The organism is Mycobacterium shunyiense, assembly GCF_058270035.1.
In genome coordinates, this window is record NZ_JBZDPT010000001.1 from 302,611 (window position 1) to 318,822 (window position 16,212).

The window sequence follows — 16,212 nt, forward strand, 5'->3', positions numbered from 1 at the left end:
AGCCGATGGCGTGCCGGGCCGGGTACCAACCGACTTTAAACACAGATCGTCTGCGCTGCCGCCAGTCGGAGAGAACTGCCGCCGAAATGCCGCCGGGTACCCTGAACATTCGTGGATCCAGACCGCCAAGCCGCCGTAGCCGCACTCGACACCACCCTGACGACCGTGGAGCGGGTGCTCGACATCGATGGCCTGCGCCAGCGGATCGACATGCTCGAGCAGCAGGCCTCCGATCCGAACCTCTGGGACGACCAGTCGCGCGCCCAGAAGGTCACCAGTGAGCTCTCGCACGCGCAGAGTGAATTGCGCCGCGTGCAGGACCTGCGTCAGCGTGTCGACGACCTGCCGGTGCTGTTCGAGCTCGCCGCCGAAGAGGGCGGTGAAGAAGAAGTCGCCGAGGCCGACGCCGAACTCGCCAAGCTTCGCGAGGAGATCGAGACCCTCGAGGTCCGCACCCTGCTCTCCGGTGAATACGACGAGCGCGAGGCCGTCGTCACCATCCGCTCCGGCGCCGGTGGCGTCGACGCCGCGGACTGGGCCGAGATGCTGATGCGGATGTACATCCGCTGGGCCGAGAAGCACGACTACCCGGTCGAGGTGTTCGACACGTCCTACGCGGAGGAAGCCGGGATCAAGAGCGCGACCTTCGCCGTGCACGCCCCGTTCGCCTACGGCACCCTCTCGGTGGAGCAGGGCACCCACCGGCTGGTGCGGATCAGCCCCTTCGACAACCAGAGCCGCCGCCAGACGTCGTTCGCCGACGTCGAGGTGCTCCCGGTGGTGGAAACCACCGACCACATCGAGATCCCCGAAGGCGACCTACGCGTCGACGTGTACCGCTCCAGCGGTCCCGGCGGGCAGTCGGTCAACACCACCGACTCCGCCGTCCGGCTCACCCACATCCCCACCGGCATCGTGGTGACCTGTCAGAACGAGAAGTCGCAGCTGCAGAACAAGGTCGCGGCGATGCGCGTGCTGCAGGCCCGGCTGCTGGAACGCAAGCGTTTGGAGGAGCGCGCCGAGATGGATGCCCTCAAGGGCGACGGCGGCAGCTCGTGGGGCAACCAGATGCGGTCCTATGTTCTGCACCCCTATCAGATGGTGAAAGATCTGCGCACCGAGTACGAGGTCGGAAACCCGGCCACCGTGCTGGATGGAGACATCGACGGATTCCTGGAAGCAGGGATCAGATGGCGCAACAGAAAAGATGAAGACGACTGATCGACGATGACTGATACCGTGCTCGCCCTTCCTCTCGCCGACCGCTGGCACGATTTCTGGGTCGGCGAGATCGGCGTGTGGATCCTGACCACCGGACTGCACATCGCCTTGTTGTTGATCGGCGGCCTGCTCGCCGCGCGGTTCATCAACTGGGCCGCGCAGCGGGTGGTGCGCCGGATCGACGCCGAATATCAGGAGAGCGACCAGCTGGTGCGCTCGGAGAGCGCCAAGCACCGGCAGGCCGTCGCCTCGGTGATCTCCTGGGTGTCGGTGGCGGTCCTGTTCATCATCGTGCTCGTCGAGGTCACCGATGCGCTCGCGGTACCGATCGCCTCCCTGGTCGCCCCGGCCGCGGTGCTCGGTGCCGCCCTCGGTTTCGGTGCCCAACGGATCGTGCAGGATCTGCTCGCCGGCTTCTTCATCATCACCGAGAAGCAGTACGGGTTCGGTGATCTGGTCCGACTCACCATCGCCGCGGCCAACGAGGCCGAGGGCACGGTCGAGGACGTCACGCTGAGGGTCACCAAGCTGCGGTCCTCCGAAGGCGAGATGTACACCGTGCCCAACGGGCAGATCGTCAAGGCGCTGAACCTGTCCAAGGACTGGGCACGGTCGGTCGTCGACATACCGATACCGTCCACGGTCGATCTCAACATGGTCAACGACGTGCTCAACGATGTCGCCGAGAAGGCCGCCGAAGACGGCGAGCTGTCCAAGCTGCTGCTCGACAAGCCGCAATTGATGGGCATCGAGAGCCTCGGAGTCGACACCGTGAACTTGCGGATGGTCGCCCGTACCCTGCCGGGCAAACAGTTCGAGGTGGGCAGGCGGTTGCGAATACGGGTCGTGCGCGCGCTGCGCCGGGCCGGTGTGGCCTCGTCAGGCGCGTCGGTCGCCGCTGCCGGGGACGTCATCCATCCGGCAGCCGTCGCCGAGACGGTCGCCGCGCCTCCGGCATCGGCTCAGGAGTCGAAGAAGTGAAACCCGACTTCACCAAGCTGACCGACGCGGCCAACAGGCTCTGGCGCAGCAGGCTGGGTCGGGTTCGCACCTCGACGGTGGTGCTGATCGTGGCGTTCATCGCGCTGTCGTGGCTGCAGCAGGAGTACCGGCCCAAGCAGACCGCGCCGCAGTCGCCTGATACCCAGGTGGTCCCGCCCGGGTTCGTGCCCGATCCCGACTACACCTGGGTGCCGCGCACCAAGCTGCAGACCCCTCGTTCGACGACGCAGACGACGCCGACGGAGACGCCGGAGACGACCGAGACGACCACACCGACGACGACGGAGACCACCACTCCGACCGAGCCGGTGCCCGGAGAGTCGACCAGTACCACCACCACGCCCTCACCGGGTGCTCCGCGGACGACGGTGTTCGATCCGGACGGTCCGGGACTGCTCCCGCCCATCACGTTGCCATTGGGGCCTGCGCCTGCGCCGGCCCCGCCTGCCGAGCAGCCGCTACCCGGCCAGGAGTCGGTGGCCCCGACATTGCCGCGATAGCCTGACCTGCCGGATAGTTCCGCCCCGCTACACTGGCGTGCCGTGATGATCACCCTCGACCGCGTGACGAAGCACTACAAGTCTTCGGCGCGCCCAGCGCTCGATGACGTCTCGTTGAAAATCGACAAGGGTGAGTTCGTCTTCCTGATCGGCCCGTCGGGTTCGGGCAAGTCGACGTTCATGCGACTGCTGCTGGCAGCCGAGACGCCCACCTCCGGTGACATCCGGGTGTCGAAGTTTCACGTCAACAAGCTCGCCGGCCGGCACGTGCCGAGCCTGCGTCAGGTCATCGGCTGCGTGTTCCAGGACTTCCGCCTGTTGCAGCAGAAGACGGTGTTCGAGAACGTGGCGTTCGCGCTCGAGGTGATCGGCAAGCGTGGCGAGGTGATCAACCGGGTGGTCCCGGATGTGCTGGAGATGGTCGGCCTGTCCGGCAAGGCCAATCGGTTGCCGAGCGAACTGTCCGGTGGCGAGCAGCAGCGCGTCGCCATCGCGCGGGCCTTCGTCAACCGCCCACTGGTCCTGATCGCCGACGAGCCCACCGGAAACTTGGATCCGGAGACCAGCAAGGACATCATGGACCTGCTGGAACGGATCAACCGGACCGGCACCACGGTGCTGATGGCCACCCACGACCATCACATCGTCGACTCCATGCGCCAACGGGTCGTCGAACTCGAACTCGGCCGGCTGATCCGTGATGAGCAGCGCGGCGTCTACGGAATGGATCGCTAAGTGCGCTTCGGCTTTCTTGTCAATGAAGTTCTGACCGGACTTCGTCGCAACGTCACGATGACGGTGGCGATGATCCTGACCACCGCCATCTCCATCGGCCTGTTCGGTGGCGGTCTGCTGGTGGTGCGGTTGGCCGATCAGTCCCGCGACATCTACCTGGACCGCGTCGAGAGCCAGGTGTTCCTGACCGACGACATCTCGGCCAACGACCCGAACTGCGACGAAGAAGCGTGCAAGGCGCTGTACCGCATGATCGACGACCGCGACGACGTGCGCTCGTTGAGCTTCCTCAATCGCGAGCAGGCCTACGACGATGCGATCAAGAAGTTCCCGCAGTACAAGGATGTCGCGGGCAAGGACGCGTTCCCGGCGTCGTTCATCGTCAAGCTCAACGACCCTGAGCAGCACGAGGCATTCGACAAGGCGATGCAGGGTCAGCCCGGTGTGCTCAACGTGCTCAACCAGAAGGACCTGATCGACCGGCTGTTCGCCGTGCTCGACGGGCTCAGTAGCGTCGCGTTCGCGGTGGCGCTGGTGCAGGCGGTCGGTGCGGTGCTGCTGATCGCCAACATGGTCCAGGTGGCCGCGTATACGCGGCGCACCGAGATCGGCATCATGCGCCTGGTCGGTGCGACCCGCTGGTACACCCAGTTGCCGTTCCTCGTGGAGGCGATGATCGCGGCCTTGATCGGTGTGGTGATCGCCATCGTGGGCCTGATAGTCGTGCGCGCGGTGTTCCTCGAGAAGGCGCTCGACCAGTTTTATCAGTCGAATTTGATTGCCAGGGTCGACTACGCTGACGTGCTCTACTTCAGCGCACCATGGATGCTGTTCCTCGGCTTGGCGATGTCCGGGATTACCGCGTACGTGACGCTGCGGCTCTACATACGAAGGTAGTCGTGAACTAGTGGCGACCAAGAAGTCCAGCCCCGCCGGCAATAAGCAGATTGTGGCCAGCAATCGCAAGGCGCGGCACAACTACATGATCCTCGATACCTATGAGGCGGGCATCGCGCTCATGGGTACCGAGGTCAAGAGTCTGCGTGAAGGACAGGCCTCACTGGCCGACGCGTTCGCCACCGTCGACGACGGTGAGATCTGGCTGCGCAACGTGCACATCGCCGAGTACCACCACGGCACCTGGACCAACCACGCGCCGCGGCGCAACCGCAAACTGCTGTTGCACCGCAAGGAGATCGACAACCTGATCGGCAAGATCCGCGACGGCAACCTGACGCTCGTCCCGTTGTCGATGTACTTCTCCGACGGCAAGGTCAAGGTCGAGCTGGCGTTGGCCCGCGGCAAGCAGGCCCACGACAAACGCCACGATCTGGCCAAGCGTGACGCCGACCGCGAGATCACCCGCGAGTTGGGCCGCCGCGCCAAGGGCATGTCGTAGTTCGTTGCACCGCCAGCGTGCGTGTCTGCTGCCCGACACGCCATATTTGGCGGGCCGTTTGCGCGCGCTCGGCGGGCGCGCACGACACGAAACTGCCGCGGAATAATCACTTGGCGTTGGCCGTTGGGTTTGGCGTACCATTGACTGTCCTGCCGAGATCCGGCAGGGATGCGAGGGGCTGATCGGTTTCGACTTCGCGCATCGAATCAAGGGAAGCGTGCCGGTGCAGGCAAGAGACCACCGTAAGCGTCGTTGCAACCAATTAAGCGCCGATTCCAATCAGCGCGACTACGCACTCGCTGCCTAAGCGACTGCGTGTCTGTCAGACCGGGAGCGCCCTCGGCCCGGACCCTGGCATCAGCTAGAGGGACCCACCCACGGGTTCGGTCGCGGAACCCGTGGGGACATCAAACAGCGACTGGGATCGTCATCTCGGCTTGTTCGCGTGACTGAGAGATCCGAGTAGAGGCACAGCGAACTGCGCACGGAGAAGCCTCGAGGACATGCCGTAGGACCCGGGTTCAATTCCCGGCAGCTCCACCGAGAAGATGCAGGTCAGGGATCTAATCCCTGACCTGTTTCTTTTTCTTTCATCACCTTGTCACCACCCAGTCCGGGCCGGCCGGCCCCACACATGAGTCCACTCGTCCTGGTTACGGGTTAGATTGAGGCATGTTTTCTCACCGCAAACGTCGCCCTCAGCAGGGCAGTGCGCGGTCAGGTGGTCGCTGGGTCGGGCTTGGCGCTGCTGCACTTCTCACTTCCGGAATCCCACTCGTGGGGCTCACCGCGCCGCCGGTAGCGTCGGCCGCCGACTGCGCCGATGCGGAAGTCGTCTTCGCGCGGGGCACCGATGAGCCGGCCGGTATGGGCCGGGTCGGCGATGCTCTCGTCGATGCGCTGCGCAAGCAGACCGCCGGCATGAAGATCGACTCCTACGGGGTCAACTACAAGGCCAGCAAGCTGCAGTTGCACGGCGGCGACGGCGCCAAAGACGCGATTTCCCACATCAAGTCCACGCTGTCCTCCTGTCCCGACACCAAGATCGTGCTGGGCGGTTATTCGCAGGGCGCGAGTGTGATCAACATCGTGGCCGGCAACCCGCTGGGCAACATCACGTGGGGCGATTCGCTGCCGCGTGAATACGCCGACAACGTCGTGGCGATCACCACCTTCGGTGACGTGGGCACCCGAACCAAGCAATCGATAGCAACCCAGAGCGCACTGTACGGGTCCAAGGCGATCGACCTGTGCAACCCCATGGATCCGATCTGTCACGAGGGCCAGGGCAACGAATGGAGCGGGCACACCGAGGGCTACGTCCCCGTGTACACCACCCAGGCGGCATCATTCATCGCGTCGAAGCTGCTCGCCGGCTCGGGACAGTCGCTGCCCGGGTACGGTCCCGCGCTGCCGGATTACGGTCAGCTGCCTGAGTTCGGCCAGTTGCCGGGGTCCGGTCCGACGCCGGTGTATGGCCCACTGCCGGGCTCCGGCCCCGACACGTCGCTGCACGGTCCGCAACCGGGGTACGCCCCAGCGCCGGGGTACAGCCCGGAGACACCCGGATACGGAACGCAGCCACCCGGGTCCGATTCGTCGACACCCGCGCCGTCCGCACCGCCTGCCGGAATCGGGTGGGTCTAGGTAGTCCACGGGGCAAGGGCCGCAGAGATGCGGCCCTTCTTCGTTTTCAGCGCAGAGACGCGTCCCCACCTGCGATCATGGGTAATCGTTCCCTGCGATGAAACGGGGGAGTTGATCGAATTGTCCAGTGCACAACGCGAGTTCTCGGCGTACGGCCCGTCGCACCTGGTGGTGCTGGCGGTGTTCGTCCTCGGCGCGGTGCTGCTGGTCGTGATCGGCCGGCGGCAGACGCAAGCGCAGGCCCGAATCCTTAGCCGTGTCCTGGCGGTTGCGCTCATCGCGGCTTTTCTCGTGGCGTTGGCCTACAAGCTGGCCGACCCCACCATCGACAACTCGGTGCCGCTCCAGTTGTGCGACCTGGCCGAACTGGCAGCCGCGTATGCCCTGTGGTCGCAACGGCATTGGGCCTTCGTCCTCACCTATTTCTGGGGCCTGGTCCTGAGTTCACAGGCTTTGATCACGCCGGACATCGGCACGGCAAAAGACGGTGCTCCGGACTTCCCCCATCACCTGTTCCTCACGTTCTTCGCGCTCCACGTGCTCGTCGTGTGGGCGGCCATCTATCTCACCTGGGGGCGAGGGATGCGACCACGGTGGCGTGACTACCGCTTCGCGGTCATCGCGACGCTCGCGTGGGGAGCCGTCACCTTCGCCTTCAACGCGATCACCGGGGCGAATTACGGCTACCTCAACAGGAAGCCGCCCACCGCGTCACTGCTGGACGTGCTGGGCCCGTGGCCGGTGTATCTGCTGGCCGAGGTCGTCATCGTGCTGATCGTGTGGGCGTTGATGACGTGGCCGTGGGAGCGGGTGCGGCGTAGCTGTGAGGTAGCTGTCAGTGGACCCGCGAAGTGATTATTGACACTGACACTTTGACAGGCTAGGTATATTACGCGCGACTGCGAATGTGTATCGCTTGCGACCTGTCCCACCGGGCGACAGTGGCCTGATCGAAGGGGCGGGTTGTGCAGACCAAGGCAACGGAAACGAGCACGGGACCGGACAGGTCGGGCATCGCCCGCTTCATCCGCGTGCTGGCCGTGCCGATCCTGCTCGGCTGGGTGGCCCTGACGGTCCTGACGAATGCTCTCGTCCCGCCGCTGGAGAAGGTCGGCGAGGAGCACACCGTCGGTCTGAGTGCCAAAGACGCTCCGGCGATGATCGCCATGCGCAAGATCGGCAGTGACTTCCAGGAGTTCGATTCCGACAGCAACGCCATGGTGGTGCTGGAAGGCGAGCAACCCCTGGGCGACGACGCACACCACTACTACGACGGCATCGTCGACAAGCTCGAGGCCGACACCGCCCACGTGCAGCATGTGGCCGACTTTTGGGGCGATCCGCTGACGGCCTCGGGTGCACAGAGCAACGACGGCAAGTCCGCCTACGTCCAGGTCTATCTTCGCGGCAACCAGGGCGAGACGCTGGCCAACGATTCGGTGGCCGCGGTGCGCGACATCGTCAACCAGTCGTCACCGCCGGCCGGGATCAAGGTGTACGTGACCGGCGGAGCGCCGCTGGTTTCCGATCAGCACCACGCGGGCGACAAGAGCGTCGCGCGGGTCACCGCCATCACGCTCGTGGTGATCGCGGTGATGTTGCTGATCGTCTACCGCTCTATCGCCACCATGATCCTGGTGCTGCTGATGGTCTTCATGGAGCTCGGTGCGGCCCGCGGCATCGTGGCGTTCCTGGCGCACACCGACATCATCGGTTTGTCCACTTTCGCGGTCAATCTCCTGACGTTGATGGTTATCGCGGCGGGAACCGACTATGCGATCTTCGCGATCGGTCGCTATCAAGAGGCGCGTGGCGCCGGTGAAGACCGGGAAACCGCGTACTACACGATGTTCCGCGGTACCTCCCATGTGGTGCTCGGGTCCGGCATGACGATCGCCGGCGCGATGCTGTGTCTGAGCTTCACCCGCCTGCCGTACTTCCAGACCATGGGAGTGCCATGTGCGGTGGGCACATTCGTCGCGGTGATCGCCGCGCTGACGATGGGCCCGGCAGTCATCGTGATCGGCAGCCGGTTCGGGCGTTTCGAACCCAAACGCAGTATCCGGTCGCGCGGCTGGCGCCGGGTCGGCATCGCGGTGGTCCGGTGGCCCGGCCCGATTCTGGCCGCGACGCTGGGCCTGGCCCTCATCGGCCTGCTCACGCTGCCGGGTTACAAGACCAATTACGACGCCCGCAAGTACCTGCCGTCAGATCTGGCCGCCAATGTCGGATATCAGGCTGCCGAACGGCATTTCAGCGCAGCGCGGATGAATCCGGAACTGCTGATGATCGAGACCGACCGCGACCTGCGAAACCCCGCAGACTTCCTCGTCATCGACAAGATCGCCAAGGGGATCGTCCGGGTCCCCGGAGTCTCCCGGGTGCAGGCGATCACCCGGCCCAACGGCCGCCCGATCGAACACACGTCCATCCCGTTCCTGCTCAGCCGGCAGGGCACTACCAACACGATGAACCGGAAGTACAACCAGGACCGGATGGCTGACATGCTGGTTCAGGCCGACGAGATGCAGAAGACCATCGATACGATGGAACGGATGTCGCAGCTGACCCTGCAGATGGCCGACATCACGCATTCGATGGTCGCCAAGACCAAGACGATGACTCTCGACATTGCCGAATTGCGGGATCACCTAGGCGATTTCGACGATTTCCTGCGTCCGCTGCGGAACTACCTCTACTGGGAACCGCACTGCTCCAGCGTTCCGCTGTGCTGGTCGGTCCGAGCGATGTTCGACACCCTCGACGGGATCGACCCCCTGACCGACGACGTGCAGGAACTGGTGCCCGACCTCGAGCACCTCGACACGTTGATGCCGCAGCTGGCCGCGTTGATGCCCGAGCAGATCGAGTCGATGAAGTCCATGAAGACCATGATGCTGACGCAGCGGGCCACCCAGGCCGGCCAGCAGGATCAGATGGCTGCCATGCAAGAGAATTCGACGGCGATGGGGAAGGCCTTCGACGAGGCGCGCAACGACGATACGTTTTATCTTCCGCCGGAAGCCTTCGACAACAAGGACTTCAAGCGCGGCATGAAGAACTTCATCTCACCCGACGGAAAGTCGGTGCGGTTCATCATCAGTCACGAGGGCGATCCCGCGACGCCGGAGGGCGTCAGCCATGTGGAGCCGATCAAGCTGGCGGCCAAGGAAGCACTCAAGGGCACGCCGCTGGAGGGTTCCAAGATCTATCTGGCGGGTACCGCGGCCACCTACAAGGACATGAAGGACGGGTCGTTCTACGATCTGATGATCGCCGGAATCGCCGCGGTGTCACTGATTTTCATCATCATGCTGCTGATCACGCGCAGCGTGGTGGCGGCAGCGGTGATCGTCGGCACGGTGCTGCTGTCGCTCGGCGCTTCATTCGGGCTGTCCGTTCTCGTCTGGCAACACCTCCTCGGCCTGGAATTGCACTGGATGGTGTTGGCGATGTCGGTCATCCTGCTGCTGGCAGTCGGGTCCGACTACAACCTGTTGCTGGTGTCCCGCTTCAAGGAAGAGCTGTCCGGTGGCCTGAAGACCGGCATCATCCGGGCGATGGCGGGCACCGGTTCGGTGGTGACCTCGGCGGGTCTGGTGTTCGCTTTCACCATGGCGTCATTCGCGTTCAGTGATCTCAAGGTCATGGCGCAGGTGGGCACCACGATCGCGCTCGGCCTGCTGTTCGACACGCTGATCGTGCGGTCGTTCATGACCCCTGCCATCGCCGCGCTGCTGGGCCGTTGGTTCTGGTGGCCTCAGGTCATCCAGTCGGCAGCGTCGAAGCGACGCCTGGCGTCTCTGCAGCAGGACGGAAACACACAAAGCGCCTACACAGCCCAGACTTAATAAGCGGATCTAACGTAATTGGTGGAAGTCGAAACCGAACACTTCCGCCGCCGCCCCCGCCTCCCGCCTACGGGGTTGGTTGGGGTTATGGCGGATACGGTCCGCCGTCGGTATGTGCCACCGGGCCTTTCCGGTTGGTTCAAGTCTGTAGCTGACCTGCAAACGGAACTGCCCACGTGTGAGCTGAAAGCGCTCGCACGTGGGCAGTTTCGCCTAATTACTTCTTGTTGCCGCCGGGCCGTGGAGGTGGCGGCGGCTTGGCCTTCGTGGTGGGCTCGAACTTGCCGCCCTTTTTCGGATCGAATGTTCCTGCCATGGTGATCCCTCTCGCTCGTTTCGATAGTTCCACCACTTCCCACCGTAGTGCGGAACGCTCGCCCGTGGGGAGTGTTCGTGGGTGCGCCGGGCGGTACCGCGCGGTTGACATCGAATTTCCCGGTCGAAAGCAACACGCCGCGTCGGTTGCGACACGGTCACGGGACGATACCTATCGGTGCATCACTGGTCACATCGACACCATTGATCACTAACGTCACATCAGCCAACTGTGACGTCATGTCGACGTCCCTGCATTGGGAAGGTGTGACATGTCGCGACGTCCTCGAGGTGCTTCGACGATGGCAGCGGCGGCCGCAATAGGACTCGTCGTCGCCGTCGGGGTGGCGCCATCGGCATCGGCCGAACCCTGCGAAGGCGCCGCTGCGGCCGCGCAACCTCTCCCGAACCAGGCCTTCCAGATTCCCAAGCCGTCCCGGCTCGCCCCGCTCAACCGCCCGATCGGGCATATGCCCGCCGGGGCCAACGACCGGGCTCCGCTGCCCAAGCTCGGGCAGTTGCCATTGGCCCTTCTGAAGGCGCTGATGCCGAACTCCGGACAGGTCAGGCAGAAAGCGGCCGTGGTGCCGGCACCCAATCCTGGTGGCGCTCAGCCGGTCCCGAATGCGGCTCAGCCGGCCCCGGTCCCCGCGGCGCCTCAGCCGGTTCCGGCGCCGGCGGCCCAACCAGCCCCGGGTGCGCCTCCTGGCACGTCGATCGTGGGTTGGGTGACCGGTCCCGACAGCCCCAACCAGACGATCAAACGCTTCGCCATCACCGGAACTGACCTCGGAATCATGTGGGACAACGGGGATCCGGTGAACCGGCAGGTGCTGATGGCCTTCGGCGACACCAACGGCTACTGCGGCATTCCCGGCAAACAGTGGCGGTACAACGCGTTGTTCCGCAGTCAGGACGGATCGCTGTCCAATACCGTCGCCGTGCCCGATGGTGTGGTGGCCAACAAGTACTCCGGTTCTCCGGTGTGGCGCCAGGGCATCTCCAAGCAGATCATCAACAGCATCGGCCGGGCGCCAGAGGAGACGGGCATCATCCCGACGGCGGGAATCTCGGTCGGGCGCAATCAATATCTGAACTTCATGTCGATCCGGAACTGGGACAGTCCGGGCGCGTGGTCGACCAACTTCTCGGCGATCGCGATGTCGCCGGACAACGGTGAGAACTGGGGTGTGTACCCCGGGACGATCCGGCCGCCCGGCGGGGGTAACGAGAACTTCCAGATGGGTGCGTTCCTCAAACCGGGTCCCGGTGATCCGTACATCTACACGTTCGGCACGCCGAACGGACGCGGCGGCTCGGCCTATATCGCGCGGGTGGCTCCGGGACTCATCCCGGACCTCACCAAGTACGAGTACTGGAACGCGGACAACAACGCCTGGGTACCGGGCAATCCAGCCGCGGCGACGCCGGTGATCCCGGGTCCCGTGAGCGAGATGTCGGCCCAGTACAACACGTATCTCAAGCAGTACCTGGTGCTGTACGGCAACGGGATGAACGATGTGGTGATGCGGACCGCGCCGGCGCCGCAGGGCCCGTGGGGGCCTGAGCAGTTGATCGCGCCGTCGTCGCAGATCCCTGGCGGCATCTACGCGCCGTATCTGCATCCGTGGTCGACGGGCAAGGAGTTGTACTACAACCTGTCGCTGTGGTCGGCCTACAACGTCATGCTGATGAAGACCGTGTTGCCCTGACCCGCCCGTTGACCGGCCTCAGCGGTGCCAGCAGGGCGTCGAGGCCGTACTCGAACACCGCGTCGTAGTCGGTGGGGGACTGCAGGGCGGCGACGAGCGCCTGATCGGGCCAGTCGGCGGTCCACAGGGACGGATCCTCCTCCTGATGCCGGGGGCCGCGGACCGCTGAGAACTGCATCACCGCGGACGAGATCACGTGCACCTGCACGGCGCGCAGCACCAGTGCGGCCCGTGTTCCGGTGACATCCAGCTCTGCCAGTTCGGCGGCGAGCCGTTGTTGTACGGGCAGGAACAACGTCGGGGTGCGGTCCCGCTCGTGGGCGATCGCCAGTAGATGCTGGTGCCGGATCAGCAGGCTGCGCTGGTTGCGGGCAAGTGCGGCAATTCGATTCACGGGGCTGTCACCGTGCATGGGCAGGCCGGCCATCTCGGTCAGCAGACGGTCGACCAGGCTGTCGAACAGGGCGTCGCGGCCCCCGACGTGCCAGTAGATGGACGTGACGGCCGCGCCGATGCGCTCGGCGAGCCCCCGCATCGAGAACGCTTCCACCCCATCTTTTTCGATGAGATCGGCCGCCGCATCGAGGATGATGTCGGCGTCGATCGGCTTCGGCTTCGGACTCATTCGCCGGCTTCCGCCTCGGCGATGCGCTCGGCGTCCGGCAGGTCGAGGTAGCGCTCAAGGTTGCGGTGCATGTTGATGATTCTGCGCTCCTCGGCGGACAGGACGAGGTGGGTGAAGCCCGGCTGGTGCAATCCGCGCTGCAGGCCGGTGAGCACGGCGATGTCCTGGCTCATCACCACGCCGGGGTGCGCCTCCTCGGCGCCCATCCGGACGTCGGTCGGGTTTACCCGCGGAGCATGGGCCGGCATGCGGGCCATCAGCGTCATCACCAGTTGCCCGCGGTCTGGATCCGATCCCGGCAACGACGTCATCACCGTCAGGTGATCGGCACTGGCGAGCAGGGTCAGGTTGGGGAAGATGTTGTATTGGTGCAGGCACATCACCTGATCGGTGCTGGCCCAGCTGATGTCGACGCCGCGTCCGGCTGCGAATTCCCTGATCTGCGAGGCGATCACGTCGGCCACCGACTGGCCGGGGGACTGCCGGTCCGACGGGAACGGGGTGCCCTCGGCGACTCCCATCAGCGCACCTTGGGTGTACACGTAGGCGTCCCACACCTCTTCGTCGCTCAGCGCGCCGGACAGCCGTGGGCTCGGCACTCCGTACAGCGATTCGGATTTGCCCGTGTGGCCCCAGATCGTCTGGGGTGCGTAGACGTCGTCCATGCACCGGTGCAGCTCGGGATGCAAGGTCTGAACGTGGTAGGTCTCGCTGTACCCGTCGGCGATGGTCTTCCAGTTGGCCTCGACATCGATGGTCATCGTTGCGTAGCAACGGAAGTCGCCGAGCCCGCACCACGCGATGTCTCCCGGGACCGCTTCCAGGTAGTCGGCCAGCGGCATCGCCGCAGGGTCGAGGTTGACGAAGACCAACCGTTCCCAGGTGTCGACCTGCACCGGCGCCAGCGGGAACTCGGACATGTGCACCGACCCGAACCCCTTGCGGTTGGGAATCCGTTTGAGCACACCGGCCAGATCCCAGGTCCAGCCGTGGTAGCCACATTTCAGTTCCCGCAGTGAGGAGCCGGCACCGGTGCACAGGGTGTTGCCGCGGTGGCGGCACGCGTTCTGGAAGGCGCGCAACTCCCCGTCGTCCCCGCGGACGATCAGCACCGAGTAGGGGCCGCAACGGTATTCGAAGTAGTCGCCGGGGTGGGCCACATGATCGACCGTGCAGGCCTGCTGCCACACCCGCGGCCACATCTGTTCCACTTCGAGGCGCGCGAACGCGGGCGAGGTATAGCGTTCGGCCGGCACCCGGGTGGGGCGTGCCGGCGGTTCGCCGATCGCATCAGCCCGCGGGTGTGTGTCAGTTGAGCTGTGGGTCATGGGGCACCTCCCACTGAGAAGGAGAATCTCGGGACGTCGCAATGTAACGGTGTTACATTGCGACCGTAGCGGCCTCCACGCCTCAAGGGAGCAAAAACGTGTTCGATCTCAAAATCACGGGCGGTACGGTCGTCGACGGGACCGGTGCGGACCGGTTCACCGCCGACGTCGCGATCAAGGACGGAAAGATCGTCGAGGTGCATCGGCGCGGCGCCGAAGACCCGGCACTGGCCGGCGACGCCGCCGAAACCATCGACGCCACAGGCAAGATCGTCGCCCCCGGCTTCGTCGACATTCACACCCACTATGACGGTCAGGTCTCCTGGGACGCCGTGCTCGAACCGTCCAGCAACCATGGCGTCACGACCGTGGTGGCCGGCAACTGCGGTGTCGGCTTCGCGCCGGTGCGTCCCGGCCAGGAGGAATGGCTGATCTCCCTGATGGAGGGCGTCGAGGACATCCCCGGCACGGCGCTCACCGAGGGCATCACCTGGGGTTGGGAGACGTTCGGCGAATACCTGGACGTGATCGGCAAGCGTGAGCTGGCCGTCGACATGGGCACCCAGATCGCCCACGGCGCCATCCGGGCGTACGCGATGGGGGAGCGCGGCGCCCGCAACGAAGCGGCGACACCTGATGACATCAAGGCCATGGCCAAACTGGTGCAGGAGGCCATCGAAGCTGGAGCGCTTGGCTTTTCATCGTCGCGCACCATCGCGCACACCGCCATGGACGGCGAGCCGGTGCCCGGAACCTTCGCCGCTGAGGACGAGTTGTTCGCGCTGGGCCGGGCCACCGCGGCCGGTGGCGCGGCGGTCTTCGAGCTGGCTCCCCAAGGTGCCGCCGGTGAGGACATCGTCGCACCCAAGAAGGAACTCGACTGGATGCGTCGGCTCGGCGAGGAGATCGACTGTGCGCTGAGCTTCGCCCTGATCCAGGTCGACGCCGACCCCAACCTGTGGCGCGAGCAGCTCGACCTGTCGGCGGCCGCGCACAAAGCGGGTAGCCGGTTGTTCCCTCAGGTGGCGGCGCGGCCATTCGGCATGCTGCTGGGCTTCCCCGGTCACCATGCCTTCACCCACCGCCCGACCTACCGGCGACTGCAGGCCGAATGCACGCGCGAGGAACTCGCCGAGCGGCTCGCCGACCCCAAGGTACGCGCGGCGATCCTGGCCGAGGAAGACCTGCCGATCGATCCCAACAAGCTCTTCGACGGCATGTTCATGCTGGCGCAGAATGCGGCAAACCGCCTGTACCACATCGGTGAACCGCCGGATTACGAGCCGACCGACGAGCGCACCGTCGCGGCGATCGCCAAGCAGCGCGGCATGGACCCGCTGGCCGCGATGTACGACCTGATGCTCGAGGCCGATGCCGGTGCCATGTTGATGTACCCCATGTTCAACTACTCCGACGGCAATCACGATGCGATCCGCGAGATGCTGACGCATCCTGCCGGCGTGCTGGGTCTGTCCGACGGCGGCGCGCACTGCAGCATGATCTGCGACGCCTCGTACCCGACGTTCCTGCTGACGCACTGGGCCCGTGACCGTCATCGTGGCGAGAAGCTGCCGCTGGAGTACGTGATCCGCAAGCAGTCGCACGACACCGCGCAGCTCTACGGTATGTCGGACCGCGGCGTGATCAGTGTGGGCAAGAAGGCCGACGTCAACGTGATCGACCTGGATGGCCTGACCTTGCATGCGCCGAGAATGGCCTATGACCTGCCTGCCGGCGGAAAACGGTTGGTGCAGGGGGCAAGCGGTTACGACGCCACAATCGTCAGCGGGACGGTCACCCGCAGGCACGGGGTGGACACCGGGGCCCGTCCGGGTCGTCTGGTGCGTGGGACCCGCTGATCAGTAGGGTCTTTCGTC

At 65.0% G+C, this 16,212-nt stretch carries 13 protein-coding genes and 1 other RNA gene; 12 read left to right on the forward strand and 2 right to left on the reverse strand.

Annotated elements, in window-relative coordinates; genetic code table 11:
* Positions 1 to 111 precede the first annotated feature (111 nt).
* The 11 genes from prfB to AC4ELS_RS01600 all read left to right on the forward strand — a co-directional run bounded on the left by prfB (position 112) and on the right by AC4ELS_RS01600 (position 12,382).
* Complete coding sequence (gene prfB / locus AC4ELS_RS01550; RefSeq protein WP_064878984.1) at positions 112 to 1,221, forward strand: peptide chain release factor 2; 1,110 nt, start codon at positions 112 to 114, stop codon at positions 1,219 to 1,221.
* 6 nt (positions 1,222 to 1,227) lie between these two features.
* Complete coding sequence (locus AC4ELS_RS01555; RefSeq protein ID WP_064878987.1) at positions 1,228 to 2,202, forward strand: mechanosensitive ion channel family protein; 975 nt, start codon at positions 1,228 to 1,230, stop codon at positions 2,200 to 2,202.
* A complete protein-coding gene (locus AC4ELS_RS01560) occupies positions 2,199 to 2,723 on the forward strand; it encodes an Rv3103c family proline-rich protein (RefSeq protein ID WP_463805825.1) in 525 nt (174 codons plus the stop codon). Before AC4ELS_RS01555 ends, AC4ELS_RS01560 begins: the two co-directional genes overlap by 4 nt.
* 45 nt (positions 2,724 to 2,768) lie before the next feature.
* The gene (gene ftsE / locus AC4ELS_RS01565) at positions 2,769 to 3,458 is read left to right on the forward strand and encodes a cell division ATP-binding protein FtsE (protein ID WP_055112280.1); all 690 of its coding nucleotides are present in this window, start codon (positions 2,769 to 2,771) and stop codon (positions 3,456 to 3,458) included.
* On the forward strand, positions 3,459 to 4,355 hold the full coding sequence (gene ftsX / locus AC4ELS_RS01570) for a permease-like cell division protein FtsX (RefSeq protein ID WP_064878993.1): 897 nt from the start codon (positions 3,459 to 3,461) through the stop codon (positions 4,353 to 4,355).
* A gap of 10 nt (positions 4,356 to 4,365) precedes the next feature.
* A complete protein-coding gene (gene smpB / locus AC4ELS_RS01575) occupies positions 4,366 to 4,857 on the forward strand; it encodes an SsrA-binding protein SmpB (RefSeq protein ID WP_064878994.1) in 492 nt (163 codons plus the stop codon).
* 174 nt (positions 4,858 to 5,031) lie between these two features.
* Positions 5,032 to 5,400: a transfer-messenger RNA gene (ssrA, locus tag AC4ELS_RS01580) on the forward strand.
* A gap of 129 nt (positions 5,401 to 5,529) precedes the next feature.
* Positions 5,530 to 6,504 (forward strand): cutinase family protein, encoded by a 975-nt coding sequence (locus AC4ELS_RS01585; RefSeq protein WP_498883467.1) that lies wholly within the window; start codon positions 5,530 to 5,532, stop codon positions 6,502 to 6,504.
* A gap of 120 nt (positions 6,505 to 6,624) precedes the next feature.
* On the forward strand, positions 6,625 to 7,359 hold the full coding sequence (locus AC4ELS_RS01590; protein ID WP_498883468.1) for a YwaF family protein: 735 nt from the start codon (positions 6,625 to 6,627) through the stop codon (positions 7,357 to 7,359).
* 110 nt (positions 7,360 to 7,469) lie between these two features.
* Entirely contained in the window at positions 7,470 to 10,355 is a 2,886-nt protein-coding gene (locus AC4ELS_RS01595) for an MMPL/RND family transporter (RefSeq protein ID WP_498883469.1), read from the forward strand.
* A 617-nt stretch (positions 10,356 to 10,972) separates the two neighbouring features.
* Positions 10,973 to 12,382 carry a glycoside hydrolase family 183 protein gene (locus AC4ELS_RS01600; RefSeq protein ID WP_499045423.1) on the forward strand — a complete coding sequence of 470 codons (1,410 nt, stop codon included), beginning with the start codon at positions 10,973 to 10,975 and terminating at the stop codon, positions 12,380 to 12,382.
* Here AC4ELS_RS01600 and AC4ELS_RS01605 read toward each other — a convergent pair.
* Together AC4ELS_RS01605 and AC4ELS_RS01610 are read right to left on the reverse strand one after the other, a co-directional pair.
* Positions 12,354 to 13,007: a TetR/AcrR family transcriptional regulator gene (locus tag AC4ELS_RS01605; protein ID WP_499045426.1), complete on the reverse strand. Its 654-nt coding sequence runs from the start codon at positions 13,005 to 13,007 to the stop codon at positions 12,354 to 12,356. The two genes, AC4ELS_RS01600 and AC4ELS_RS01605, sit on opposite strands and share 29 nt — an antisense overlap.
* Positions 13,004 to 14,335 carry an aromatic ring-hydroxylating oxygenase subunit alpha gene (locus AC4ELS_RS01610; RefSeq protein ID WP_499045429.1) on the reverse strand — a complete coding sequence of 444 codons (1,332 nt, stop codon included), beginning with the start codon at positions 14,333 to 14,335 and terminating at the stop codon, positions 13,004 to 13,006. The genes AC4ELS_RS01605 and AC4ELS_RS01610 overlap by 4 nt, the downstream gene beginning before the upstream one ends.
* Before the next feature lie 98 nt (positions 14,336 to 14,433).
* On the opposite strand from AC4ELS_RS01610, the gene AC4ELS_RS01615 reads away from it, so the two are divergent.
* The gene (locus AC4ELS_RS01615; RefSeq protein WP_499045431.1) at positions 14,434 to 16,194 is read left to right on the forward strand and encodes an N-acyl-D-amino-acid deacylase family protein; all 1,761 of its coding nucleotides are present in this window, start codon (positions 14,434 to 14,436) and stop codon (positions 16,192 to 16,194) included.
* Positions 16,195 to 16,212 lie beyond the last annotated feature (18 nt).